At 64.9% G+C, this 23,451-nt stretch carries 23 protein-coding genes; 9 read left to right on the forward strand and 14 right to left on the reverse strand.

Going from position 1 to position 23,451, the window contains the following annotated elements:
* The gene (locus ACFTOW_RS18860) at nucleotides 1–3,291 is read right to left on the reverse strand and encodes a YhdP family protein (protein ID WP_379918654.1); all 3,291 of its coding nucleotides are present in this window, start codon (nucleotides 3,289–3,291) and stop codon (nucleotides 1–3) included.
* Between the two features lie 85 nt (nucleotides 3,292–3,376).
* Here ACFTOW_RS18860 and ACFTOW_RS18865 point away from each other — a divergent pair, with 85 nt between their 5' ends.
* The 4 genes from ACFTOW_RS18865 to ACFTOW_RS18880 all read left to right on the forward strand — a co-directional run bounded on the left by ACFTOW_RS18865 (nucleotide 3,377) and on the right by ACFTOW_RS18880 (nucleotide 6,687).
* A complete protein-coding gene (locus ACFTOW_RS18865) occupies nucleotides 3,377–3,838 on the forward strand; it encodes a peroxiredoxin (protein WP_417498547.1) in 462 nt (153 codons plus the stop codon).
* Between the two features lie 17 nt (nucleotides 3,839–3,855).
* Nucleotides 3,856–4,668, forward strand: coding sequence for a ferritin-like domain-containing protein (locus ACFTOW_RS18870; RefSeq protein WP_379918718.1), 813 nt, complete (start codon nucleotides 3,856–3,858; stop codon nucleotides 4,666–4,668).
* A gap of 167 nt (nucleotides 4,669–4,835) precedes the next feature.
* Complete coding sequence (locus ACFTOW_RS18875) at nucleotides 4,836–6,176, forward strand: DUF5930 domain-containing protein (protein ID WP_379918659.1); 1,341 nt, start codon at nucleotides 4,836–4,838, stop codon at nucleotides 6,174–6,176.
* A complete protein-coding gene (locus tag ACFTOW_RS18880; protein ID WP_379918661.1) occupies nucleotides 6,166–6,687 on the forward strand; it encodes a bactofilin family protein in 522 nt (173 codons plus the stop codon). The genes ACFTOW_RS18875 and ACFTOW_RS18880 overlap by 11 nt, the downstream gene beginning before the upstream one ends.
* 85 nt (nucleotides 6,688–6,772) lie before the next feature.
* Here the strand turns inward: ACFTOW_RS18880 and ACFTOW_RS18885 are convergent, their stop codons facing one another.
* Nucleotides 6,773–7,357, reverse strand: a complete 585-nt coding sequence (locus ACFTOW_RS18885) for an HNH endonuclease (RefSeq protein ID WP_379918663.1) — start codon at nucleotides 7,355–7,357, stop codon at nucleotides 6,773–6,775.
* A 230-nt stretch (nucleotides 7,358–7,587) separates the two neighbouring features.
* On the opposite strand from ACFTOW_RS18885, the gene ACFTOW_RS18890 reads away from it, so the two are divergent.
* On the forward strand, nucleotides 7,588–9,384 hold the full coding sequence (locus tag ACFTOW_RS18890) for a bifunctional helix-turn-helix transcriptional regulator/alpha/beta hydrolase (protein WP_379918665.1): 1,797 nt from the start codon (nucleotides 7,588–7,590) through the stop codon (nucleotides 9,382–9,384).
* Nucleotides 9,385–9,559: 175 nt separating this feature from the next.
* On the opposite strand, the gene ACFTOW_RS18895 is transcribed toward ACFTOW_RS18890, so the two are convergent.
* From ACFTOW_RS18895 to pyk, 10 genes are all read right to left on the reverse strand, one after another.
* Nucleotides 9,560–10,225, reverse strand: a complete 666-nt coding sequence (locus tag ACFTOW_RS18895) for an alpha/beta hydrolase (RefSeq protein ID WP_379918667.1) — start codon at nucleotides 10,223–10,225, stop codon at nucleotides 9,560–9,562.
* The gene (locus tag ACFTOW_RS18900) at nucleotides 10,222–10,848 is read right to left on the reverse strand and encodes a DNA-3-methyladenine glycosylase family protein (protein WP_379918669.1); all 627 of its coding nucleotides are present in this window, start codon (nucleotides 10,846–10,848) and stop codon (nucleotides 10,222–10,224) included. The genes ACFTOW_RS18895 and ACFTOW_RS18900 overlap by 4 nt, the downstream gene beginning before the upstream one ends.
* Nucleotides 10,845–11,291, reverse strand: a complete 447-nt coding sequence (locus tag ACFTOW_RS18905) for a YtoQ family protein (RefSeq protein ID WP_379918671.1) — start codon at nucleotides 11,289–11,291, stop codon at nucleotides 10,845–10,847. The genes ACFTOW_RS18900 and ACFTOW_RS18905 overlap by 4 nt, the downstream gene beginning before the upstream one ends.
* A gap of 60 nt (nucleotides 11,292–11,351) precedes the next feature.
* Nucleotides 11,352–12,008, reverse strand: coding sequence for a class I SAM-dependent methyltransferase (locus ACFTOW_RS18910; protein ID WP_379918673.1), 657 nt, complete (start codon nucleotides 12,006–12,008; stop codon nucleotides 11,352–11,354).
* A 122-nt stretch (nucleotides 12,009–12,130) separates the two neighbouring features.
* On the reverse strand, nucleotides 12,131–14,527 hold the full coding sequence (gene pheT, locus ACFTOW_RS18915) for a phenylalanine--tRNA ligase subunit beta (RefSeq protein ID WP_379918675.1): 2,397 nt from the start codon (nucleotides 14,525–14,527) through the stop codon (nucleotides 12,131–12,133).
* A gap of 60 nt (nucleotides 14,528–14,587) precedes the next feature.
* Complete coding sequence (gene pheS, locus ACFTOW_RS18920; protein WP_379918677.1) at nucleotides 14,588–15,658, reverse strand: phenylalanine--tRNA ligase subunit alpha; 1,071 nt, start codon at nucleotides 15,656–15,658, stop codon at nucleotides 14,588–14,590.
* Between the two features lie 244 nt (nucleotides 15,659–15,902).
* Entirely contained in the window at nucleotides 15,903–16,268 is a 366-nt protein-coding gene (gene rplT / locus ACFTOW_RS18925; RefSeq protein WP_024812605.1) for a 50S ribosomal protein L20, read from the reverse strand.
* 12 nt (nucleotides 16,269–16,280) lie between these two features.
* Nucleotides 16,281–16,481 carry a 50S ribosomal protein L35 gene (gene rpmI / locus ACFTOW_RS18930; RefSeq protein ID WP_379918680.1) on the reverse strand — a complete coding sequence of 67 codons (201 nt, stop codon included), beginning with the start codon at nucleotides 16,479–16,481 and terminating at the stop codon, nucleotides 16,281–16,283.
* Between the two features lie 116 nt (nucleotides 16,482–16,597).
* Nucleotides 16,598–16,825, reverse strand: coding sequence for a hypothetical protein (locus ACFTOW_RS18935; protein WP_379918682.1), 228 nt, complete (start codon nucleotides 16,823–16,825; stop codon nucleotides 16,598–16,600).
* Between the two features lie 39 nt (nucleotides 16,826–16,864).
* Entirely contained in the window at nucleotides 16,865–18,310 is a 1,446-nt protein-coding gene (gene pyk / locus ACFTOW_RS18940; RefSeq protein ID WP_379918683.1) for a pyruvate kinase, read from the reverse strand.
* A 90-nt stretch (nucleotides 18,311–18,400) separates the two neighbouring features.
* Between pyk and ACFTOW_RS18945 the strand changes: the two genes are divergently transcribed.
* From ACFTOW_RS18945 to ACFTOW_RS18960, 4 genes are all read left to right on the forward strand, one after another.
* Nucleotides 18,401–19,141: an N-formylglutamate amidohydrolase gene (locus ACFTOW_RS18945; protein ID WP_379918685.1), complete on the forward strand. Its 741-nt coding sequence runs from the start codon at nucleotides 18,401–18,403 to the stop codon at nucleotides 19,139–19,141.
* Between the two features lie 52 nt (nucleotides 19,142–19,193).
* A complete protein-coding gene (locus tag ACFTOW_RS18950) occupies nucleotides 19,194–19,514 on the forward strand; it encodes a DUF1244 domain-containing protein (RefSeq protein WP_379918687.1) in 321 nt (106 codons plus the stop codon).
* A 180-nt stretch (nucleotides 19,515–19,694) separates the two neighbouring features.
* Nucleotides 19,695–20,510, forward strand: coding sequence for a uroporphyrinogen-III C-methyltransferase (cobA, locus tag ACFTOW_RS18955; RefSeq protein ID WP_379918689.1), 816 nt, complete (start codon nucleotides 19,695–19,697; stop codon nucleotides 20,508–20,510).
* A gap of 216 nt (nucleotides 20,511–20,726) precedes the next feature.
* Complete coding sequence (locus ACFTOW_RS18960; RefSeq protein WP_379918691.1) at nucleotides 20,727–21,950, forward strand: MFS transporter; 1,224 nt, start codon at nucleotides 20,727–20,729, stop codon at nucleotides 21,948–21,950.
* A gap of 28 nt (nucleotides 21,951–21,978) precedes the next feature.
* Here ACFTOW_RS18960 and ACFTOW_RS18965 read toward each other — a convergent pair whose 3' ends face one another.
* Both ACFTOW_RS18965 and ACFTOW_RS18970 read right to left on the reverse strand, forming a co-directional pair.
* Nucleotides 21,979–23,187, reverse strand: a complete 1,209-nt coding sequence (locus tag ACFTOW_RS18965) for a beta-ketoacyl-[acyl-carrier-protein] synthase family protein (RefSeq protein ID WP_379918693.1) — start codon at nucleotides 23,185–23,187, stop codon at nucleotides 21,979–21,981.
* The gene (locus ACFTOW_RS18970; protein WP_379918696.1) at nucleotides 23,184–23,444 is read right to left on the reverse strand and encodes an acyl carrier protein; all 261 of its coding nucleotides are present in this window, start codon (nucleotides 23,442–23,444) and stop codon (nucleotides 23,184–23,186) included. Before ACFTOW_RS18970 ends, ACFTOW_RS18965 begins: the two co-directional genes overlap by 4 nt.
* Between the last annotated feature and the right edge of the window lie 7 nt (nucleotides 23,445–23,451).

Raw genomic sequence — 23,451 nt, forward strand, 5'->3', positions numbered from 1 at the left:
CTACTGTGTCACCTGTGGCGGGGGGCGGCGGAAAATCTCGCGGAACATGCCGGGGGTAAAGATCGACAGCGGGTTGACCTGCACGCGCGGCGCATCCGCCGAGCCACTAATGGTGTAGCTGAAGCCAAGCAACCCCTCGCCCTTGCGCGTCAGGACCGAGCCGATGCTGTTGACCATGTAGATCGGCGAGAACACCCCCTGCATATCCATCAGGTCATTTGCCATGTCGTAGGTGCCATCCATCGAAATGCCCAAGGATGCGCCTGTGGCAGAGGCGCTTTTGACGATCACCCGGTCGGGGGTCAGGCGGAAATCGGCATCAACCTCGGAAAAGGCAATGCCCTGCCCGTCCAGCTGTTCCAGCAGGCCGATCACGCTCACCGCGCTCAGCAGTTCGGCCAGGGCCGGCGCGTCCTGCATGCGCACCTGCCGCACGGTCAGCAACCCGTCATACTCGCCCGCGCGGGCAGCGGGCAGCAGGGTCAGATCCAGATCGCCCTGCCGCGCCTGCCGGAACAACCCCGCCGCAGACAGTACCGCGCCCGCATCCTGCGACAGGATGCGAAAGGCGCTGCGCCCGTCGCGCGGCACGATGCGCCCGGTGATCGGGGCAAGCCCGTTGACCCGCGCGGCAAAACTGCCATCGAACCCGCGGGCGGTGGTAAAATCGCCGCGAAACCCGGTCAGGGCGATCCCGTCCGAGATCTGCAGCCGTTCCAGCGCCAGCGTGACCGGCCCGCCGCCCGACGATCCGCCGCCACCGCCCGCGCCGATCGTGGTGCGGCGCAGATCGACGGTGCCGCTTGACACGGTGATGGCCGGGGCCGCCCCGGCCCCCCGCCCGGTCAGCAGCACCGGCGCATCCAGCCAACCGCCGGCCCGCACCCGGCCGAACCGCGCCTCGGCCAGTTGGCCATCGGCGCGCAGCGTGATGCTGCCCTGCGCCGAGAGGCCCGGGGCCTCAAGGCTCAGCCGGTCGATGACGGGCGGGCTGCCAAGCTGCCCCGATACCTCGAACGTGCCACTGCCGGCCTGCGGCAGGGACCAGCCCAGCGGCGGCAAGGACAGGCCCAGCCCCTGCAGGGACGAGCGCAGGGCGAACTGCGGGGCCTGCTCCGGTGGCAGGTCAAGCTCGATCGTGGCCGGGGCGCGCCCGGACAGGCTGCCGGGCGGTAGGGTGATGTCGAATTCATCGGCAAAGCCCTGCGACAGCTCGACCGTACCCGATACCCGGCTGCCGGAGGCATCCTTGCCCAATCCTGTCTCCCATACGGCATCGAACGGCACCTGCCCAAGCATCCCCGCGCCGGAAATACGCAACCGTTCGGTGGTCGCATCCACCGACAGTTGCGGCGCGCTCAGCACGCGGCCCGGAATGATCTGCGCGCTGCGCAAGTCGCGCAGGCTGGCCTGCACCGACAGGCCGATTTCATCCGTCTGCAAGCCCCGTTTCAGGATCAGGTCGATCGTTCCCTCGGCCTCGGCCTGCCCCGTCGCAAGGGTGACGGGCTGGCCCGCCTTGGTCAGGAAACCGAAGGGCGCAAGATCCAGCAGGGACAGCGCGGCGGTGATGCTGGACCGGCTGCGCAGGCGCACCCGTGCCGGCGTTTCCCGGATCCGCACATCGGGGATCACCACGTTGGTGCCGCCCACATCAACCTCGCCGCCCTGCGGCGCGACGATCTTGCCTGCGTGGCTGCTGACGACAAAGCGGGCATTGCGCAGGCTGGCCTGCCCGGCGGCTTTGGTGATGTGGGGAAACCCCTTCAGAAACCCGATCTCGGCATCCTGAAACCCGGCGGCCAGATACAGGTCGGGATCGCTGTCGGGCGCGCTGCGATAGGCCAGTTCGATATCGCGCAGCGCGGCGGCATGGATGTTGTCGGCGATCCACTCCCGGGTGCGGGGCAAGGCCCGTACGGGCCACAGGTCAAGCACGCGGGCCCGCGCGACCGCGTCCATCGCGCCCCGCAGACCCAGCGCCCAGCCCTCGGGTGTGGCCTGCAGACGCCCGGCCAGTTGCAGCGCCTGCCCGCGGTCGCGCACCGTCAGCCGCCCGACCTGCAGATCAAACGGGTCCAGCCGCAACCGCACATCCGCATCGGCCCCTTCCAGCACGACCGGATCTTCGTAAAGACCGTCGGGATTGGCGCGAATGTCGGACAATGAAAACTGGCCGATGAATTCGGTCGGCCAACCAAGATCGAGCCCTTGCATCACCGCCACACCCTCGGCCCGCAGGCTGGCCGAGGGGCTGAGCACGCTCAGGTCATCAAAGGTCAGCGTTTGCGCCTGCGGCTCATAGGTCATGTAGGCGCGCAGGCTGTCAAACGGGATGGGTGTGGTCTTATCGGTGGGCTGCAAGACACCCGACCCCACCTGCAAGGCGGCGCTCAGCGGCCCGAGTTGTCCCGTCTCGTCCACAGCCACGCGCATCGCGCCCGAGATCGGCGCGCGCAGCACGTTCAGCCAGGCCAACGCGGGCGAGTGCACCGCGATGTCCTGCGCCGCCATGTCGGCGATGTTCACCCCGAATTGCGCGGCCACCTGCCCGACGACGCTGTCATAGTTCATTTCCAGCGTGGTGACGGTGTCACCGCCGCCCAGCAGGGCAAGATCGGCGCTCAACCCCAGATCGTCGCCCGACCGCACCAGCCGCAAGCGCCCGCCATCCACGGTCCAGCCACGGCTCAGGCGCATATCCTCGTACCGCAGGGTCAGCGCCTCGGCCTCGACCAATTGCAGGGCGCTGAATTCGGGGCGTTGCAGCAGGTCATCCAGCCGCTGGGTCAACTGCACCAGCGTGGCACCCTGCCCCGCCAACAGCAGCCCCTGGCCGAAGTCGATGTTGAAACTGCCATCGCGCAACCGGCGCAGACGCAGGCCCGCCCCCGCCAGTCGCACGCTGTCGGGCTGAAGCTTGCCGCGCATCAGGGCGGCCATGGACAGGCCCGCCTCGACCCGCGACAGGCTGATCAGCGGTCGCCCGTCAGGCCGGGCCACATCGACATCCCGCAGCAGCAGGCGGGGCTGCCAGCCCTGTTCGACCCGCACCACGATCTCTCCCACGCGCAGCCCCAGTCCGGCGGAATTGCGGTTCAGCCGCGCCTCGACCTCTTGTCCGGCCCAGTCGGGCACAACGATATCGCGCCCCACGGCATAGCCCAGCCCGGCCAGCGCCAGCCCGAAAACCACGCAGACGACACCCAGCGACCACACCAGCCGACCCAGCCAGCGATGCCTTGGCCGGGGCTTTGCCTGCGCGTGCTGTTGCGGGGGTGTCTGTGTCACGTGCTTTCTGCCTTGCCGCCTTTATTCTTGCCTGCCACACCCTAATATGGAACTGACGACGTTCACACGAGGGGAGAAATGGCCGATGGTCGCCGAGAACGATACCGCACCCGACTTTACCCTGCCGCGCGATGGCGGTGACAGCGTGACGCTGTCGGCCCTGCGCCCCGCGCCGGTGGTCCTGTTCTTCTATCCACGCGACGACACCTCGGGCTGCACCAAGGAGAACATCGCCTTTTCCAGCCTCTATCAGCAGTTTCTGGACGCCGGCGTGCAGGTTTTCGGCCTGTCCAAGGACAGCGTTGCCAGCCACGAGAAATTCATGGCCAAGAAGGATCTGACCGTGCCCCTGCTGTCGGACGAGCACGGCACCACATGCGAGGACTACGGTGTGTGGAAGGAAAAGAAGATGTATGGCAAGACCTTCATGGGGATCGAGCGCAGCACCTTCCTGATCGACGGTGACGGCAAGGTTGCCCGGGTCTGGCCCAAGGTCAAGGTCGACGGCCATGCCGAAGAGGTGCTTGAGGCGGCAAAGGCGCTGTGACCAAAACTCTGACGCAGATGGCGGTCGAGGTTCTGAGCACCGCCGATGGCCGCAAGAAAACCGCGCTGTCGCATGCCCATGCGGCGACGTGGTTTGCTGCGCGGCAGGCGGGCACGCCGATCCCGGTGGGCACCGCCAGCCCGCCTCTGCGCCCCGCCCGCCCCGCGAAACCCGACCTGCTGGACCCGCGCGAGGTGCCCAAGCGCAAACCGGGCAGCCCGGAGGGGCGCATCGCGCTGCTGCACGCGGTGGCGCATATCGAACTGAACGCGGTGGACCTGCACTGGGACATCATCGCGCGGTTCGGCCATGTGCCGATGCCGCCGGGGTTCTACGACGACTGGGTGAAATCGGCGGATGAGGAATCCAAGCATTTCAACCTTGTCTGTGACTGTCTTGAGGATCTGGGCAGCCACTACGGCGCCCTGCCCGCCCATGCCGGCATGTGGCGCGCGGCCGAGGATACGGTGGATGACCTGCTGGGCCGTCTGGCGGTTGTGCCCATGGTGCTTGAGGCGCGCGGTCTGGACGTGACCCCGGGCATGATCGCGATCTTCGAAAAGGCGGGCAAGGATGGCGCAGGCGCGGTGGACGCGCTGAAAACCATCTATGCCGAAGAGGTCGGGCATGTCGCCTATGGCTCGAAATGGTTCCATTTCCTGTGCGGGCGCGACAACCTTGACCCCAAGGACGTGTTTCACGATCTGGTGCGCAAATATTTCCATGGCCTGCTGAAACCACCATTCAACGAGGAAAAGCGCGCAGAAGCGGGCCTGCCGCCCGATTTTTACTGGCCGCTGACCGAGGACATCGCGCCGCGCGGGAACTGATAAACCCGATACAACCCATTCTGAATCGGCGGTTTTTTGCCGAATCGCTACCTGCGCCCTGTGCCGCACCCAAAGATGTTGCACCAACGTCAAGGTCTGGTTAATCACCATCGTGGCGGATCTGAGGCAGGATGCGTCCAAACCGGAATGGGACAAGGGGCGGTTTCTTGAGAACTCGGCTGGCAATTCGCACACACGCCTTTCTGGAACGCTGGTTCCCCGAAAAGCGACTGTTTCTCAGATCTGACACCGATACACGCTTCATCCGTCTGCGACCTCATACCCAGCTTGTGGCCTTTTCCGGCAGCGCCGTTCTGGTGGCCTGGGCCACGATCGCCACGGCGATCCTGCTGATGGACTCCATCGGTGCCGGCAATTTCCGCGAACAGGCCAAGCGCGACCAGCTGATGTACGAAGAGCGGCTGAACGTGCTTGCCGAGCAGCGCGACAATCGCGCCTCCGAGGCGCTGGCGGCTCAGGAGCGGTTCAACTCGGCGCTGACGCAGATCTCGGTGATGCAGTCGCAACTGCTGGAATCGGAGAACCGCCGCAGCGAGCTGGAGACCGGGATCGAGGTGATCCAGACCACCCTGCGCCGCACGATCAAGGAACGTGAAGCCGCGCGGATCGAACTGGCGGCCCTGAAACTGCAGGGCGACGAGGACGGTCAAGGCGGCGCCATGGCAGGCGGCAACCTGGCCACGGACGGTACGCTGGACATGCTGGCCGCGGCACTGGCCGATACGGCCGCCCAGCGTGACAAGATCGAATCCGATGCCCAGACCGCGCTGCTCGAGGCCGATGACATGGCGCTGAAACTGAAACTGCTGCAGGATCAGAACGACCAGATCTTCCGCCAGCTGGAAGAGGCCATGGCGATTTCGGTCAAACCGCTGGACAAGATGTTCCGCGCTGCCGGCATGAACACCGACAACCTTATATCCGAGGTGCGCCGGGGCTATTCCGGTCAGGGCGGCCCGCTGACGCCGATCAGCTTTTCCACCATGGGCGAAATGCCCGACGCAGGTGGCACCGACCGCGCCAACCGCCTTCTGGATCAGATGGACCGCCTGAACCTCTATCGCATCGCCGCACAGGCCGCGCCCTTTGCCACGCCGGTCAAGGCGGGCTACCGCTTTACCAGCCCCTTCGGCTATCGCCGCGATCCCAAGACCGGCGGCCGGCGCATGCACAATGGCGTCGATTTCGCGGGCCCTGTCGGCACGCCGCTTTATGCCACCGCAGACGGTGTGGTCACCCATTCGGGCTGGCTGTCGGGCTATGGTCGTCTGGTAAAGATCCAGCATCAATTCGGGATCGAGACACGATATGCCCATATGTCGCGTCTGAACGTGAAAGTTGGTCAAAGGGTCTCGCGTGGCGATCGTATTGGTGATATGGGAACGTCTGGACGTGTGACCGGCCCGCATCTGCACTACGAAGTTCGCGTCGGCGGAAAAGCTGTCAATCCCATGATCTATATCAAGGCTGCAAACGATGTTTTCTAAAAGCAAAATCAACGAACCCGGCCCCAAGGCCGCAGATGCTGCAAGACCGGCAGCCCCTGAAACCGCCTCGGCCACGAAACCGGCTGCCGATTTCAAGTCGCAGACCGCACCCAAGCCCAAGCCTGCGGCATCGGTGCTTTCCGCCGACCTGCACATCACCGGCAACCTGAAAACCACCGGCGACATTCAGGTCGAAGGCACCGTGGAAGGCGATATTCGCGCCCATCTGCTGACCATCGGCGAAACCGCCACGATCAAGGGCGAGGTGATCGCCGATGACGTGGTGATCAACGGCCGCATCGTCGGTCGCGTGCGCGGGCTCAAGGTGCGGCTGTCCTCGACCGCGCGGGTCGAAGGCGACATAATCCACAAGACGATCGCCATCGAATCCGGTGCCCATTTCGAAGGCTCGGTGCAGCGTCAGGACGACCCACTGTCGGGCAAGTCGAACAAGGGCAATGCCCCTGCGTCCGCCCCTGCCGCCACGGCGAGCGACACGCAGGCGGGCTGAACCGTCACCTCGTTTCAAAGCAAAGGGCACCCCGCCATCGTGGGGCGCCCTTTCGCATTCGTCGCTTCTGTTCAGGAATGGCCAGTCAGCTTTCCAGCTCGGCGTCCCAGTACAGAAAATCCATCCAGCTTTCATGCAGGTGCCCGGGCGGGAACTTGCGGCCCATGTTCCGCAACTCTTCAGCCCCCGGGGCGCGTGGCGGGCGGCGCAGGTGCATCCCGGTCTGGCGCAGCGATTTGGACCCCTTGCGCAGGTTGCAGGGCGCGCAGGCGGCCACCACGTTTTCCCAGCTTGTCACCCCCCCTGCCGCGCGGGGCACCACGTGATCGAAGGTCAGATCGCCCTTGGACCCGCAGTACTGGCAGCAGAATTCATCACGCAGAAAAAGATTAAAGCGCGTGAAGGCCACGCGCTTTTGAGGTTTGACATAATCTTTCAGCACCACGACCGACGGTATGCGTATCCTCGTACTGGGGCTGCGCACCATCTCATCATATTCGGCAACGATGTTCACCCGGTCCAGCCAGACCGCCTTGACCGCCTCCTGCCAGGGCCAGAGTGATAACGGATAGTAGGAAAGCGGCCTAAAATCAGCGTTGAGAACCAGCGCCGGATAATGCCGCAGGGCACCCGGTTCTCTTACGAAATCTGTCCTGAAATCACCATCCATTAGGGATTCACCCTCCGCCCGGTCCGCCTTCATCATTGACACCGGGGCGGGACGCCCCGCCCCAAGTTATAGCTACTATATATCGCGGTGACCTTTGGGCAAGCCCTTGGATATAGCGTAGCGTTGGCTGCAACCTGCACTGTCTATGAAACAGGCACATGACAGATGCGGGCCACTCGACAGCTTGTCGCCCCCCCCTAATCTTGCTTCGCGCAGCGCAAGGTTTTCTCATGACGATCAAGATTGACAAGGACGCCGACTTTGCCCGGCTGCTCAAGGTGACGTATTCCTCGACAGCCGATCCCGAACTTTTCGACGACCTGCTGGTGGTTTGGGAAGACTACATGACCCGTACTCCCGACATTGATAGAAGTGGGCCACATCTTACCCATTTCAACAAAGCCTTGCAGATCTTTTCGTCCATGGGGCGCCGGCGGCGTCAGCAGGGTCGCGATGACGACCTTCTGGCTTCGTTTTCCACGCCTGCCTTTCTGTGCAACCGCGACATGACGCTTCGCGGGATGAACGGGGCGGCCCGCATCCTGCTGGGGAACAATCAGACCGGTCTGCTGACACAGCCCGACCTGGCCCGGGCGGTGCGGGCTCTGGGGCCATCGCGACGCACCGATATCGTGCCACTGACGGATGCCGACGGACGGATGACCGACTGTGCGGTGATCAGCCTGCAATCGGCCCCGTTGTTGGAAACCCACCATGACACCAGCGATCAACCCTGCCTGATCGTGCTGACCAAACCCGGCACCACCGACAACAACGCATGGGCGCAACTGGCGGCCCGGTTCGATTTGAGCGAGGCAGAATCGCAGGTGCTGCACGGCCTGCTGACCGGGCAGAACCCGGCATCTATCGCCGCCGCGCGGGGCGTTTCGGTCAACACCGTGCGCACGCAGATCCGCAAACTGCTTGAAAAGACCGGCACGCCCTCGCTGACCGATCTGGTGCGTCAGACCCTGCTGATCTGCACACAGCTTGAAACCATGGCTCTGGCCGGACGCATGGCCGGTGACCGGATTGACACCTCACCCGAGGGCGAGCGCAGCATCCTGACCTCGGACGGACGCCTGCTGACCTATCGCGACCTGGGCGACCCCGATGGCCGCCCGTTGCTGTTCATCCACAACATGCTGGGCGGCACCGCCCTGCCCGCCGTCATCCAGCGCACCACCCTGCGCCGGGGCTGGCGCATCATCGCGCCGTCCCGTCCGGGCTTTGGCAGATCCGATGCCGTGGCGCTGAAGAACATGGATCTGGTCGCACGCAGCGCGCGGGATTTCGTCGAGCTTCTGGATCATCTGCACATCCCCGCGGCGCTGGTTCTGGGGTTGATGTCCTCGGCAGGGCTTGGGCTGATCTTTGCCAACCGCTATCCGGGCCGCACCGCCGCATTGCTGAACGTGGCCCATGCGGGGGCGTATGACGATGCGATGATCGCCGACATGCCCAATCCCGCGCGCACCATGGCCAGAACGTTCCGGCGGTCGTCCCTGGCCACGCGGTTTCTTGTCAGGGTCGGGATCGCGGCCATCGACATGCCCAGACCGGTGGCGATGATGCGGCGCCAGATCGGCCAGTCGCCCGCCGACAGCGCCCTTGCCGATGACGATGAGATGATGACCGAGCTTGGCCGCCTTGTGCAACATGCCGCGAATCAGGGCGGCGATGCATTCACCAAGGACGGCTTTGTGGCCTTGCACGATTTCCGCCCCTTCATGCGCAGTCTCGATCCCGCGATTCCGGCGCTGGCGTTGTTGGGGCAGGATGATCTGGTCTATCAGGCCCGCCACGCCAGACGGCTGTTACCCGATCTGCCGCAATACCCAGTCGAGTATCTGCCGAACGCTGGCCAGTACCTGTTTTACGGGCAGTACGAAGCGGTTTTCGACCGGGCCGAGCGTCTGTGGGCGAAACGCCCGGACAGACTCCAGAAAATTTTCGGACAAACCGCTGCCATCACCAGAATTGAGGATGACGAGTCGGTGCGCCTACCCCCACATGAGGGCACTTGAGCATGTACGACCAGTCCGGGGGTTGCCCCGCAAAGTCTTGAAAAAGAATAAATTTCGCCTGTGACGGCGGCATCGGGGCCAGTATTTCCACCCTAGGATGCTCCGCCTCACACTCAGTCGCGCCCCCATCTTGACCAAGGTGGGGGCGTTACTGATCTTCACACCGGTCGGCGTGTCACAGCCCGCACTTGTCGCGCATGAAGGCCAGCGCCACCGACAGCCCGTCAGGGGCGATGCCATGCGCCGTGCCCTTCATTATATGGGCGTAAACCTCTTTCCAGCCGGCATTCTGCAACGCCTCGGCTGCCTCGGGCAGCGATTGCACCGGCACCACGTCATCGGCATCGCCATGCAGCAACAGCACCGGCGGGCGGCTCTGGGTTTCATCCACCAGCGAGTCAGGGCGCAGCAACCGGCCCGAAAAGCCCACGACGCCCGCGATCTCGTCCTCGCGACGCGGGGCGACATGCAGGCTCATCATCGTGCCTTGGCTGAAGCCGAACAGCACCATCTGCTCGGGCAGCAGATCCTCATCCACCAGCAGCGCATCCAGAAACGCGTTCAGATCTTCCACCGCCGAGGCCATGCCGCGCGCCGCCTCTTCCTCGGATGACCCGTCCAGCCAGGGGATCGGGAACCATTGAAAGCCAGAGGGCATGCCGGGGATCGTTTCGGGCGCATCGGGGGCCACGAACAGCGTGTCGGGCAGGTGTTCCCCCAGAACGTCGGCCAGCCCCAAAAGTTCGGCCCCGTTGGCCCCATAGCCATGCAGGAACACCACGACGGAACGGGTGCTGCCGGAAACCGGCTCTTTGCGTCCGGCGGTCAAAACGCGTGTCATCTGATCCCCTCGCGTTGTTTCATCACGTGGTAGTAGGCCCAAAGCATCCGCGCCGCAACCGATCGCCAGGGCGACCAGCCCTCGGCCATGGCACGCAGGGCGCGTTCACTGGGTCGGTCGGGCAGGTCATACAGCATCCGCGCGCCTTCCTGCAGCGCCAGATCACCGGCGGCAAAGACATCCGCATGGCCCAGGCTGAACTTGGCATAGATCTCGGCGGTCCAGACGCCGATGCCCTTCACGGCGGTCAGGGTCCTGATCACCTCGTGCGTGGGGGCGGTGCGCAGGGCGGGGAAATCAATCCCGGCCCCTGCCAGCGCATGAGCATATGCAGCTTTCTGACGGCTCAGGCCAAGCGCGCGCAACTCATCCTCGGTCAGGGCAAGCACGGCATCGGGATCGGTCAGCCCTGCGCCTTCCAGCCTGCCCCAGATCGCATTGGCCGAGGCGACGCTGACCTGCTGGCTGACGATCGCGCTGAGCAACTGGGCAAACCCGTCGGGTCGCCGCCGCAGCGGCAGGGGCGCGCACAGATCATGGGCATAGGCCATGCGTGGACAGCGTGCGGCCAGCCACGCCGCGCCTCTGGCCACATCCGCATCGGTTTCGATGATCCCGCTCACCCGGGCAGCGTGCCGGTCAGGACATAGCGCAGGATATCCACCACCTGAGCCGGGTCGCGCGCCACGGCCAGAGCGGCGGCATTCACCTCTTTCAGCGCATGGTCATGCTCGGGCTGTTGCAGGATGATCAGCGACTTGCCAAGCGCGGCGGCATAGCCCGCATCGAACGCCGCGTTCCATTGCTTGTATTTCTCGCCAAACCGCACAACGACCACATCTGCCTCGGCAATGCCCTTGCGGGTGCGGATGGCGTTGACCATCGCACCCTTGTGGTCATGCCAGTACTTGTTGTCCTCGGATCCCAGGATGGCCACACCGCAATCGTCGCTGGCCGCATGATCCGTCACAGGGTCGGAAAACTGCACATCCATCCCCTGCGCGCCGGTCACGATCTGATCGCGCCAATCAGTGTGGATTTCGCCTGACAGGTAAACCTTCAGCATCTGGTGCCCTCCGCATGTGTCTGGGGCAGACGTAACCGCCGGGCCGGGCCTGCGCAACCGTCACGCGCCGCGTTGCGCCACGACAAAGTGGCTGGGCGGGCGAGCAGGGTAATTGCCCGTCTCGATGATCTCGAACCCCGCGCGGATGATCTCGGCGTCCAGTTCCGCAACCGCCAGCTTGCGAAACCCGGGCGGCAGCTTGCCCCAGCGTTGCAGCAGGGGAAACACCAGAAAGGCCCCGCGATACAGCAATGGCATCGACGCCCCCTTGGGGCAGATGGTTTTCGAGATGAACATACCCCCGGGTTTCAGCAAGGCGCGCACCTGCCCCAGCCCGGCACGCAGATCGGGCAGCAGGTGCAGCAGGTTGAAGGCCAGAACAACATCGAACGGCCCGGCCTGCCCAAGGGCGTCATCACCCAGACCGGCGTGCATCAGCGACAGGTTGGGTGCATCGGCCTGCGCCTTGCGCGCCCGCGCTTGCTCCATCATGCCCGATGACGCGTCGCTGGCGACGTAGCCTGTCACCGCATCGCACAGCCGCAAGGCCGTGGCCCCAGTGCCGCAGCCAAGCTCCAGCACGCGGGCACTGGGCGAAAGATGATAAAGATGATGTCGCGTGCGCTCCAGAGTCGTCTCATAAGCGGCGCCGTCCATGACGCCGCGCGTCGCATAGCTCGCGGCGACCCGGTCCCAGAATTCCACTGACGTATACATGTATCACCCAACCACTTACCGTTGAACAAGGTAACGCAGCCAGCGATAAAACCAAGAACCAACATGTCACGGGGCGTGGTTGCAGCAGGGCCTGCCCGATCACCGGGCAGGACCGGTCGCGATCAGACCCGCAACGTGCCGCCAGTGGCCTTGGATACCTTTTCGACAATCTTCTGGCTGACCGCCTCGATCTCGGCTTCTTTCAGGGTCTTGTCGGTGGGCTGCAGCCGCACGGTGATCGCCAGCGATTTCTTGCCCTCGCCCAGCGACCCGCCGATGAATTCGTCGAACACCCGCACGCTTTCGATCAGCGCCTTGTCGGCCCCGGCGGCGGCATTGACCAGCGTCAGCGCCTCGACCCCGCGGTCCACGACAAAGGCGAAATCGCGCTCGACCGCCTGCAGGTCATGCAGGGTCAGCGCGCCGCGGCTGGCAGAGGTGTTGCGCGCCTCGGGGATTTCGGCGGGCCAGAGGGTAAAGGCCACCGCTGGCCCCTTCACGTCCATCGCGCGCAGCACCTTGGGATGCACCTCGCCGAAAACTGCCAGCTGCTTTTTCGGCCCAAGGCAGATCACCCCGTGCCGACCGGGGTGGAACCACGCAGGACCGTTGCGCAGCACCTGCGCCTTGTCCGGTGCCCCCAGCGCCGACAGGATCGCCTGTGCATCGGCCTTGGCGTCGAACAGGTCCACCGCCCGCGCCGCGCCATGCACATCCTTGGGCCCGGTGCGCCCCACCAGAACCCCTGTCACCGCCTGATGCTGCTGACCCGGTTCACCGCCCGAAAAGGCAGGGCCGACCTCGAACAGCGCCAGATCCATGATCCCGCGCGCCTGATTGCGCGCAGCGGCCTGCAACAGACCGGGCAGCAGGTCGGGGCGCATATGGCTCATTTCCGAACTGATGGGGTTGGCCAGCATCGTGGCATCATCGCCACCGCCAAACAGCGTGGCCGAGGCGCGATCGATGAAGCTGTAGGTGATGCACTCGTTATACCCCAGCGCCGCCGCCGTGCGTCGCGCGATCTGCTCGCGCTTTTGCGAAGACGTCATAACCGGCTTGGGAACACCCACATGGGCGCGCGGCAGGGGTTTGCCCTGCAACCTGGTCAGGGACGCCACGCGCGCCACCTCTTCGACCAGATCGGCCTGCCCCAGAACATCGGGCCGCCATGTCGGCACATGGGCCATGTCGCCCTGCAATTCGAACCCCAGCGCCTGCAACGTCGCGCGCTGTTGCGCCTCGGGGATGTCCATGCCGACAAGGCTGCTGACCCGCGCGTGCTCCAGCCGGTAGGCGCGGGCCACGTCGGGCACCGCCCCTGCCGTCACCACGTCCGACGCCTCTCCGCCGCACAGATCAAGGATCATCGCCGTCGCATCCTCGATCGCCTGGGCGTTATAGACCGGGTCGATCCCGCGTTCGTTGCGATAGCGCGCGTCGGAATTGATCTTCAATGCGCGACCGGTGCGCGCGATCTGCACCGTGTCCCAGACCGCCGCCTCAAGAAACACGTTCACCGTGTCCTCGGTGCAGCCGGTGTTCAGCCCGCCCATGATGCCGCCGATGGACTCAACGCCCTTGTCGTCGGAAATCACCACCTGCCCTGCGCTGAAGGTGTATTGCTTTTCATCCAGACCAACCAGGGTTTCGCCGCCCTGCGCGCGATGCACCCGCAGATGGCCCTGCACCTTGTCGGCGTCGAACACATGCAAGGGCCGGTTGCGATCATAGGTGAAGAAGTTGGTCACATCCACCAGCGCACTGATCGGCCGCAGGCCGATGGCGCGCAGCTGATCCTGCAACCATTTCGGGCTTGGCCCGTTCTTGACGCCCCGGATCAGACGCCCGGCAAAAACATGGCAGCCGTCGCGCGTGTCGTCGTCGATCGTCACGGTGATCGGGCTGGGGAACTGGCCGGCCACGGTCGGCGTTTCGACCGGGCGCATCACGCCCAGCCCCCGCGCCGCCAGATCGCGCGCAATGCCGCGCACGCCCAAGGCATCCGGGCGGTTCGGGGTGATCGCGATCTCGATCACCGGATCGACCTTTTCCGGGGTGTTCTGCGCCAGCCAATCGGCAAAACTGTCGCCCACCTCGCCTGAGGGCAGTTCGATGATGCCGTCATGCTCTTCCGACAGTTCCAACTCGCGCTCGGAGGCCATCATGCCGTGGCTTTCCACGCCGCGGATCTTGCCCACGCTCAGCGTCACGTCGATGCCCGGCACATAATCGCCCGGCTTGGCCAGCACCACGGTGATCCCGGCCCGCGCATTGGGCGCGCCGCAGACGATCTGCCGCTCGCCCTCGTTCGTCTGCACCATGCACACGCGCAGCCGGTCGGCATCGGGGTGCTGCTCGGCCGACGTGACCTTGGCCAAGGTAAAGCCGCGCAGTTTTGCCGCAGGGTCGGTCACGCCTTCGACCTCAAGCCCAAGATCGGTCAGGGCCTCGGTGATCTCGTCCAGCGTGGCAGAGGTGTCCAGATGGCGTTTCAGCCAGGAGAGGGTGAATTTCATCGTCGGAGTCTCCTGAGGGAGAGAAAGAAATGGGCAACCGCCCGCTATCGGTCCAGTGACTTAACGGCTCAACCCGCCCCGGATCGTCGGCACGTCCAGCGAAGCAAAGCCGTAATGCCGCAGCCAGCGCAGGTCGCTGTCAAAGAAGGCGCGCAGGTCGGGGATGCCGTACTTCAGCATGGCGATCCGGTCGATCCCCATGCCGAAGGCAAAGCCCTGCCATTCGTCGGGGTCGATCCCGCCCGCGCGCAGCACGTTGGGATGCACCATGCCACTGCCCAGCACCTCAAGCCAGTCGTCGCCCTCGCCCACCTTGACGGTGCCGCCTTCGAACGAGCACTGGATATCCACCTCGGCCGAGGGTTCGGTGAAGGGGAAATGCGAGGCGCGGAACCGCGTCTTGACCGATGTGCCGAAGAACGCGGTAAAGAACTCTTCCAGCACCCATTTCAGGTTGGCCATGCTGATGTCGCGGCCAATCGCCAGCCCCTCGACCTGATGGAACATCGGCGTGTGGGTCTGGTCGTAATCCGCGCGATAGACGCCGCCGGGGCAGATGATGCGGATCGGCGCGCCCTGCGCCTCCATGCTGCGAATCTGCACCGGGCTGGTGTGGGTGCGCAGCACGAAGGGCGGGCGGTCGTCGCCTTCAGCCCGGTGCATGTAGAACGTGTCCATCTCCGCCCGCGCGGGATGGTGGCCGGGGATGTTGAGCGCGTCGAAATTGTACCAGTCGGTCTCGATCCGTGGGCCTTCGGCCACGGCAAAGCCCATGTCGGCAAAGATCGCGGTCACTTCTTCCGTGACCTGGCTGACCGGGTGGATCGTGCCGGCGCGCCGGTCGCGGCCCGGCAAGGTCACGTCCAGCCATTCCCCGCGCAGCCGCGAATCCAGCGCCGCATCCTCCAGCGCCGCCTTCTTGGCCGCCAGCGCGCTGTTGATCTCGTCCTTCAGGGCATTCAGCGCGGGCCCGGCCACTTGCCGTTCCTCGGGGCTCATCTTGCCCAGTTCGCGCATCTTCAGGCTGATTTCGCCCTTCTTGCCAAGCGCCTGCACGCGCAAGTCCTCCAGCGCGGCCTCGTCCCCGGCCGCGGCAATCCGCTCGATATAGGTGTTGCGCAGATCGTCCATCCGGGCCTCCGTTTTGCTGCTGCTTCCCTAGCCGCACCGGGCCATGGGTGCAAGCCTGCGCAGCACCCTGCCCCGCCCGACATGGGCCGCCATGCCGCCACGCGCGGCCCGAGCCGAAGACCAAAGGCCGCAGGCGAGATGCAGGGCGCGCGGCACCGCCGCGCTCCGCCTGAATACAGCAGACATGGAAAACGCCGCCAGACGGGGCTGGCAGCGTTCAAAACTTAGCGTCGCGTGGGGCCGATCAGGCGGCCAGCGCGCCTTTGGCCTGATCCACGATGGCACCGAATGCCGCAGGTTCGTGCACGGCCAGATCGGCCAGAACCTTGCGGTCAACCTCGATACCGGCCAGACCCAGACCGTTGATGAAGCGGCTGTAGGTCAGCGTTTCATCATGGGCGCGCACGGCAGCGTTGATCCGCTGAATCCACAGCGCGCGGAAATTGCGCTTGCGGTTCTTGCGGTCGCGCGTGGCGTACTGGTTGGCCTTGTCGACCGCCTGACGTGCGACCTTGAAGGTATTCTTGCGACGACCGTAATAGCCTTTGGCCGCCTTGATGACCTTCTTGTGACGGGCGTGTGTGGTGGTTCCGCCTTTGACTCGGGACATATCTGAACCTCCTTAACGCGCGTAGGGCATCATCGGCTTGATGATCTGCTCATCAGCCTTGGACAAAACTGTGGTTCCCCGCGCATTGCGGATGAACTTGGTGGACCGCTTGATCATGCCGTGGCGCTTGCCGGCCTGGCCGGCCTTGATGCGGCCGCTTGCGGTCACCTTGAACCGCTTCTTGCAGCTCGACTTGGTCTTCATCTTGGGCATTTCCGTCTCCTTTATGGTGCGGTTCAGGCGCGACTCGGCATGCCACTTGGGCCGGACGCGCGCGGTAGAGCGTGCCGTATAAAAGCGGCACCATCGTTTTGCAAGGCCCTATCGGGTCAGATGAACCGTGCCACCACCCGGACGAGGACGTCGGGAATATCCTCGATCTGATACCCGCCAGGCTTGTTCTGGATTGCCCAGACCACCATCACGCCCCCCGCCATCAGCACAAGGGACGCCACCCGCGGCGCACGACGCTCGGAAAACGCGCTGACGATGGACGGTATCGCCAACACACCGAATATCAGCCCCAGAATGAAGATCAGATCGCTGTCGAAAACCATGAAACCCTGCCTTCGCGGAACTGTTGACGTTCAGGCAGATTACTCTGGATCGCTGGCGAAAATCAAATGCTCAGCGCAGGGGGCCACGCGCAGGATATTGGTCGTGCCCGGCACGTTGAAAGGCACGCCCGCGATCACCACGATCTGGTCGGTCTCGTCGGCATAGCCCTGCGCGCGCGCCGCCCGCGCAGCGTTCACCACCGCCATCTTGAACCGGCTCAACTCGCCGGTCATCACGCAGTTCACGCCCCATGTGAGCGCCAGTCGCCGCGCCGTGCCCCGGATCGAGGTCATGCCGATGATCGGCACGCGCGGGCGTTCGCGCGCGGTCAGCGCGGCGGTGGTGCCGCTTTCGGTGTAGCAGCAGATCGCCTTGATATCCGTCGTCTCGGCAATCTCGCGCGCGGCGGCGACGATGCCGTCGGCGATGGTGTGACGGTCCGCGCGGCGGCTGGCCTCGATCACCTCGACATAGGTGGGGTCGGATTCGACCTCGGTCGCGACATCGTCCATCGTGGTCACCGCCTCGACCGGATAATGCCCGGCGGCGCTTTCGGCGGACAGCATGATGGCATCGGCCCCCTCATAGATGGCGGTGGCCACGTCCGACACCTCGGCCCGGGTGGGCATGGGCGATTCGATCATCGATTCCAGCATCTGCGTGGCCACGATCACAGGCTTGGCCGCCGCACGGCATTTGCGCACCAGCCGTTTCTGGATCGGTGGCACGTTCTGAACCGGCAGTTCCACCCCCAGATCGCCACGCGCCACCATGATGCCGTCGCTGGCCGCCAGAATCTCGGCAAACGCCGTCACGGCGGCGGGCTTTTCGATCTTGGACAGGATCGCCGCACGGCCATCGGCCAGCGCGCGCGCTTCTTCCACATCCGCGGCGCGCTGCACGAAGGACAGCGCCAGCCAGTCCACCCCCAACTGGCAGACGAACTCCAGATCGGCGCGGTCCTTGTCCGAAAGTGCCGCCAGCGGCAGCACCACGTCAGGAACGTTCACCCCCTTGCGGTTCGAGATCGTGCCCCCCACCGTGACCACGCAATCGGCGTACTCCGCGCCGCAGGCCTGCACCGTCAGGCGGATCTTGCCGTCATTGACCAGCAGGCGCGATCCGGGTTCGAGTGCGGCGAAAATCTCGGCATGAGGCAGGCAGACGCGCCTCGCATCGCCCGGCGCGCGGTCGAGGTCCAGCCGAAAGGCCGCACCCTCGACCAGCTCTTCCTCGCCATTGGCAAACTCGCCCACGCGCAGTTTCGGCCCCTGAAGATCGGCCAGGATGGCGATGGGGCTGTCCAGATCGCGTTCGATCTGCCGGATGATGGCGTGGCGCGCGCGGATGTCATCGTGGCTGCCATGGCTCATGTTCAGGCGAAACACGTCCGCCCCGGCCTCGTGCAGCGCGCGGATCATGTCATAATCATCCGAGGCCGGACCAAGCGTGGCCACGATCTTTACGTTCCGGTTGCGTTTCATGCCCTGTCCCCTCGACCGTTTTTGTTTCGTGCGGCAATTCCAATCCGCTCAATTCTGTCCTAGAGCCTGCGCAAAGGAAATGACAGACCGATGACATACGAACCTTTCCAGATCGTGAACGGTGCCGCGACCTCGCGCTGGCTGATCACCTGTGATCATGCCGCCAACACCGTGCCGCCCTTCGTCAACGACGGCTCGCTGGGGCTGGCGGCGGGCGACATGGCCCGGCACATCGCCTATGACGTGGGTGCCGCGGGGGTCGCGCGTGAACTGGCGCGGCTGCTGGATGCGCCTGCCATCCTTTCCAACTTTTCGCGGCTGGTGATCGACCCCAACCGGGGCGAGGATGATCCCACGCTGCTGATGCGGCTGTATGACGGCACGATCATCCCGGCCAACCGCCACGCCGACCGGGCCGAGCTGGAACAGCGGCTGAACCGCTGCCACCGCCCCTATCACCGCGCCCTGTCGGAACTGGCCGCGCGGCAGCCGGATACGGTGATCGTGTCGGTCCACTCCTACACACGGCAGTTGCAGGGCCGCCCGCCGCGTCCTTGGCATGTGGGGGTTCTCTATGCCGCCGACGCCCGGTTCTCGCGGCCGCTGATCGATCTGCTGCGGGCCGAGCCCGATCTGTGCATCGGCGAGAACGAACCTTACGGCGGCCACCTGCCCGGTGATGCCATCGCGCGCCACGCCATCGCGCATCAGCGCCACAACACGCTGATCGAGATCCGCAACGACCTGATCGAAACCGAAGCCACGCAAAAGGCATGGGCCGCACGGCTGGCCCCGATGCTGATCGCCGCCCTTGGTCATGTCAGCGATTGACGCCCCCGCGCCACGGCCCCACATCCCCCTCATGCCAATGGGAGAGACAGATATGGACGACACCACCCGCACGAAGATCGAGGCCGCCGCCTTTCGCCGCCTGCGCCAGCACCTGATGCAGGACCGCCCCGACGTGCAGAACATCGACCTGATGAACATGGCCGGGTTCTGCCGCAACTGCCTGTCGCGCTGGTATCAGGAAGCCGCCGCCGAGCAGGGCATCGCGATGACCAAGGACGAGGCGCGCGAGGTCTATTACGGCATGCCCTACGACCAATGGAAGGCACAGGCCCAGACCGAGGCCACGCCCGAGCAACAGGCGGCCTTTGACGAGGCATTCGCACAAAACGTCGGAACCGGCGACAAAAGCTGAAATAAGAACGCCGTCCCACGCTGGACACGCGCCTTGGAACACAGCCGCTGAACCAGCAGGCGCGCGCCGAAAAAAGCGAACACTGTTCCGCAACCCTGCCGCGACAACGTTCCTGCGCATCGCGGCTGATCCCGGCCCGGCCCTCTTTGCAGATCGCATGTCCCGCGCCATACCGGGGGCATGACACAGATGTTTCCCCTTCCCGCCCATGGCTGGCCCGTTCTGCAACCGGGCTGGGTGTGGCTTGTAGGTGCCGGTCCGGGCGATCCCGGCCTGCTGACGCTGCATGCGCTGAACGCGCTGCGGCAGGCGGATGTGATCGTGCATGATGCGCTGGTGCCTGACGAGATACTGGCATGGGCCCCGCAGGCGCGGCTGGAGGACATGGGCAAGCGCGCGGGCAAGACCTCGGCCCGGCAGGACGACATCTGCCACCGGCTGATCGATCTGGCGCGCGCGGGTCAGCGCGTGCTGCGCCTGAAAGGGGGCGATCCTTATGTGTTCGGACGCGGCGGCGAAGAGGCGCAGGCGCTGATCGCCGCCCATGTGCCGGTGCGCGTGGTGCCGGGCATCACCGCCGGGATCGGCGGGCTGGCAGCGGCGGGCATCCCGGCCACGCATCGCGATTTCAATCAGTCGGTCAGCTTTGTCACCGGGCATGACCATTCGGGCGCCCTGCCCGCCTCGCTGGACTGGCGCGCGATCGCGCAAGGAAGCCAGATGCTGGTGATCTACATGGGGCTGCGCCATGCCGAAAAGATCGCGGCACAATTGATCGGTGCAGGCCGCGCCGCATCCGAACCCTGCGCCATCATCGCCAATGCCACCCGGCCCGATCAGCAGGTGATCGAAACCACGCTGACGCATCTGGCGCGCGATGCGGCCAATGCCCCTGCCAGCGCGCCGGTGTTGCTGGTGGTGGGTGAAAACGTCCGGCTGCGCGCGGAACTGGACTGGGCCAGTCAGGTGGCCGCACCAATGATGGCGGCCGAGTGACGCCCGCGTGATCCGATTGAGTGGCTGCGCCACGCAGTTTTTGTGAAATGTATAAGGGGGCGTTGCCCCCTCTGCGGCTGCGCCGCATTCACCCCCGGAGTTTTCCGGGCAAGATGAAGAGGGCCAGGTTGCGGCCATGAGGCCGGTCCGGGCGCAGGCGGGGTTTGATCATATTCAATCTTGCGCAGGCGCGACCCCCGGTCTAGCACTTGGCGCATGACCGATATTGCCCAATCCCAGACCGACGACAGCCGCGCCAAGCGCAACGTGGTGATCCTTGTATTGGCGCAGGCCATCCTTGGCTCGCAGATGCCGATGATATTCACCATCGGCGGTCTGGCCGGGCAGTCGCTGGCGTCAAACCCGTGCTGGGCGACCCTGCCGATCTCGCTGATCGTGCTGGGGTCGATGCTGGCGGCCACGCCGGTGTCGATGCTGATGCAGAAATGGGGGCGCGGGCCGGGGTTCATGATCGGCACGCTGTTCGGAGCCATCGGCGGCGCGATCGGGGCGGCGGGGCTGTACTATGCCTCGTTCGAGCTGTTCTGTCTGGGATCGCTGTTTACCGGCGTCTACATGTCGAACCAGGGGTTTTACCGCTTTGCCGCCGCCGACACGGCGTCGGACGCGTTCCGGCCCAAGGCGATTTCCTATGTCATGGCGGGGGGGCTGATTTCGGCGCTGATCGGGCCGATGCTGGTCAAGGTCACCGCCGAGTCGATGGTCATCCCCTTCATGGGCACCTATCTGGCGGTGATCGTGGTAAATCTGGTCGGGTCGGGGCTTTTCTTGTTTCTGGACATCCCCCGTCCCAAGCCGCCCGCCCATGACGCGCCTTTGGGACGCACGCGGCGCGAGCTGCTGAAGGACCCGCGCATCGCCGTGGCCGTGATCTGCGCCACGGTGTCCTATGCGCTGATGAACCTGGTGATGACCTCAAGCCCGCTGGCGGTCGTTGGCTGTGGTTTTGAGACCGCCGATGCCGCCAACGTGGTGTCGGCCCATGTGATCGCCATGTATGCGCCCAGCTTCTTCACCGGGCACCTGATCGCGCGTTTCGGGGTCGAGCGGATCGTGGGGCTGGGCCTGATCATCCTTGCCGGGGCGGGTGCCGTGGCGATGATGGGGGTCGAGCTGGAACATTTCTTTGTCGCGCTGATCCTGCTGGGCGTCGGCTGGAACTTTGGCTTCATCGGCGCGACCACGATGCTGGCGGGCAGCCATGCGCCGCATGAACGCGGACGTATGCAGGGCCTGAACGACCTGATCGTGTTCGGCGGTGTGACGGCGGCCTCGTTCTCGTCGGGCGGTTTGATGAACTGCTCGGGCGGGTCCGCACAGGAGGGATGGATCGCGGTGAACCTTGCGATGGCACCTTTCCTTGTGCTGGCGGGTGGCGCGTTGATCTGGTTGCTGATGCGCCCGCGCGAGGCTGTCTGAGGGCGCGCTCCGCCCCACCTGCGAAATGTCAGACGCGGCGCAGGGCGATCACCGCGTTCAGACCGCCAAAGGCAAATGCGTTGGACAGGGCCACCTCGACCTTGGCCTCGCGGGCCTCGTTCGGCACCACGTCAAGCGCGCATTCGGGGTCGAATTCCTCGTACCCGATTGTGGGCGCAATCACCCTGTCGCGCACGGCCATGATGCAGGCCAGCAGTTCCACCGCCCCGGTGCCGCCGATCAGGTGGCCGTGCATGGATTTGGTGGACGATATCATCAGCTTGTCGGCATGTTGCCCGAACACATCGGCCACCGCCGCGCATTCGGTCTTGTCATTGGCCGCCGTGCCGGTGCCATGGGCGTTGATGTAGCATACATCCTCGGGGTTCAGCCGCGCGTCGCGCAGCGCACCCGAGATGGCCCGTGCGGCCCCCTGTTTCGACGGCATCACGATGTCGGACGCATCCGATGACATGGCAAAGCCCACGACCTCGGCCAGAATCTCGGCGCCGCGGGCGCGGGCGTGCTCGTAATCCTCGAACACGAAGATGCCGGCGCCTTCGCCCTGCACCATGCCGTTGCGGTTGGCGCTGAAGGGGCGACAGGCGTCCTTGGACATCACCCGCAGCCCTTCCCAGGCCTTGACCCCGCCGAAACACAGCATGGATTCCGACCCGCCGGTGACCATCGCCGGGGCCATGCCGCTGCGCACCATCTGGAAGGCCTGCGCCATCGCATGGTTGGACGACGCACAGGCCGTCGAGACGGTGAAGGACGGGCCTTTGAGGTTGTATTCCATGCTGATGTGCGAGCAGGCGGCGTTGTTCATCAGCTTGGGCACCACGAAGGGGTGAACGCGGTTCTTGCCCTCTTCGTACACGGCGCGGTAATTGTCGTCCCAGGTGCTGACACCGCCACCGGCTGTGCCCAGCACGACGCCTGATCGTGCAGCCAGTTCGCCGGTGAATTCCAGCCCTGACTGCATCACCGCCTCTTTCGCGGCGACCAGCGTGAATTGGGTGAACCGGTCATAAAGCGTCATCTGCTGGCGGTTGAAGCGGCCTTCGGTCTCGAACCCCTTGACCTGCCCGCCGATCGAGATCGACAGACGCTCGACGTCGCGAAACTCCAGCGGGCCGATGCCGCAGCGGCCTTCGCGCATCGCCTCCAGCGTTTCGGACACGTCATGGCCAAGCGCGTTGATCGTGCCCGCGCCCGTGATGACGACACGCTTCATTTCTTTTGCTCGGCCACAAGCCGTTCGACACCCTCGACGATCCTGGCGACGGACGAGATGTCGAAATCGCTTTGGTCGGGTTCATTCGCGTTGAAGGGCACGGTGATGTCAAAGGCCTCTTCGATCGCAAAGATCGATTCCACCAAGCCAAGGCTGTCGATGCCCAGATCCTCAAGCGTGCTGTCCATCGTCACGTCAGATGGTTCCAGAACCGCCTGTTCGGCGATGATCGCGATCACCTTGTCCTTGACATCCATGCCCGGG

The sequence above is a fragment of the Lacimonas salitolerans genome, from assembly GCF_042677865.1.
Lineage (GTDB): Bacteria > Pseudomonadota > Alphaproteobacteria > Rhodobacterales > Rhodobacteraceae > Lutimaribacter > Lutimaribacter salitolerans.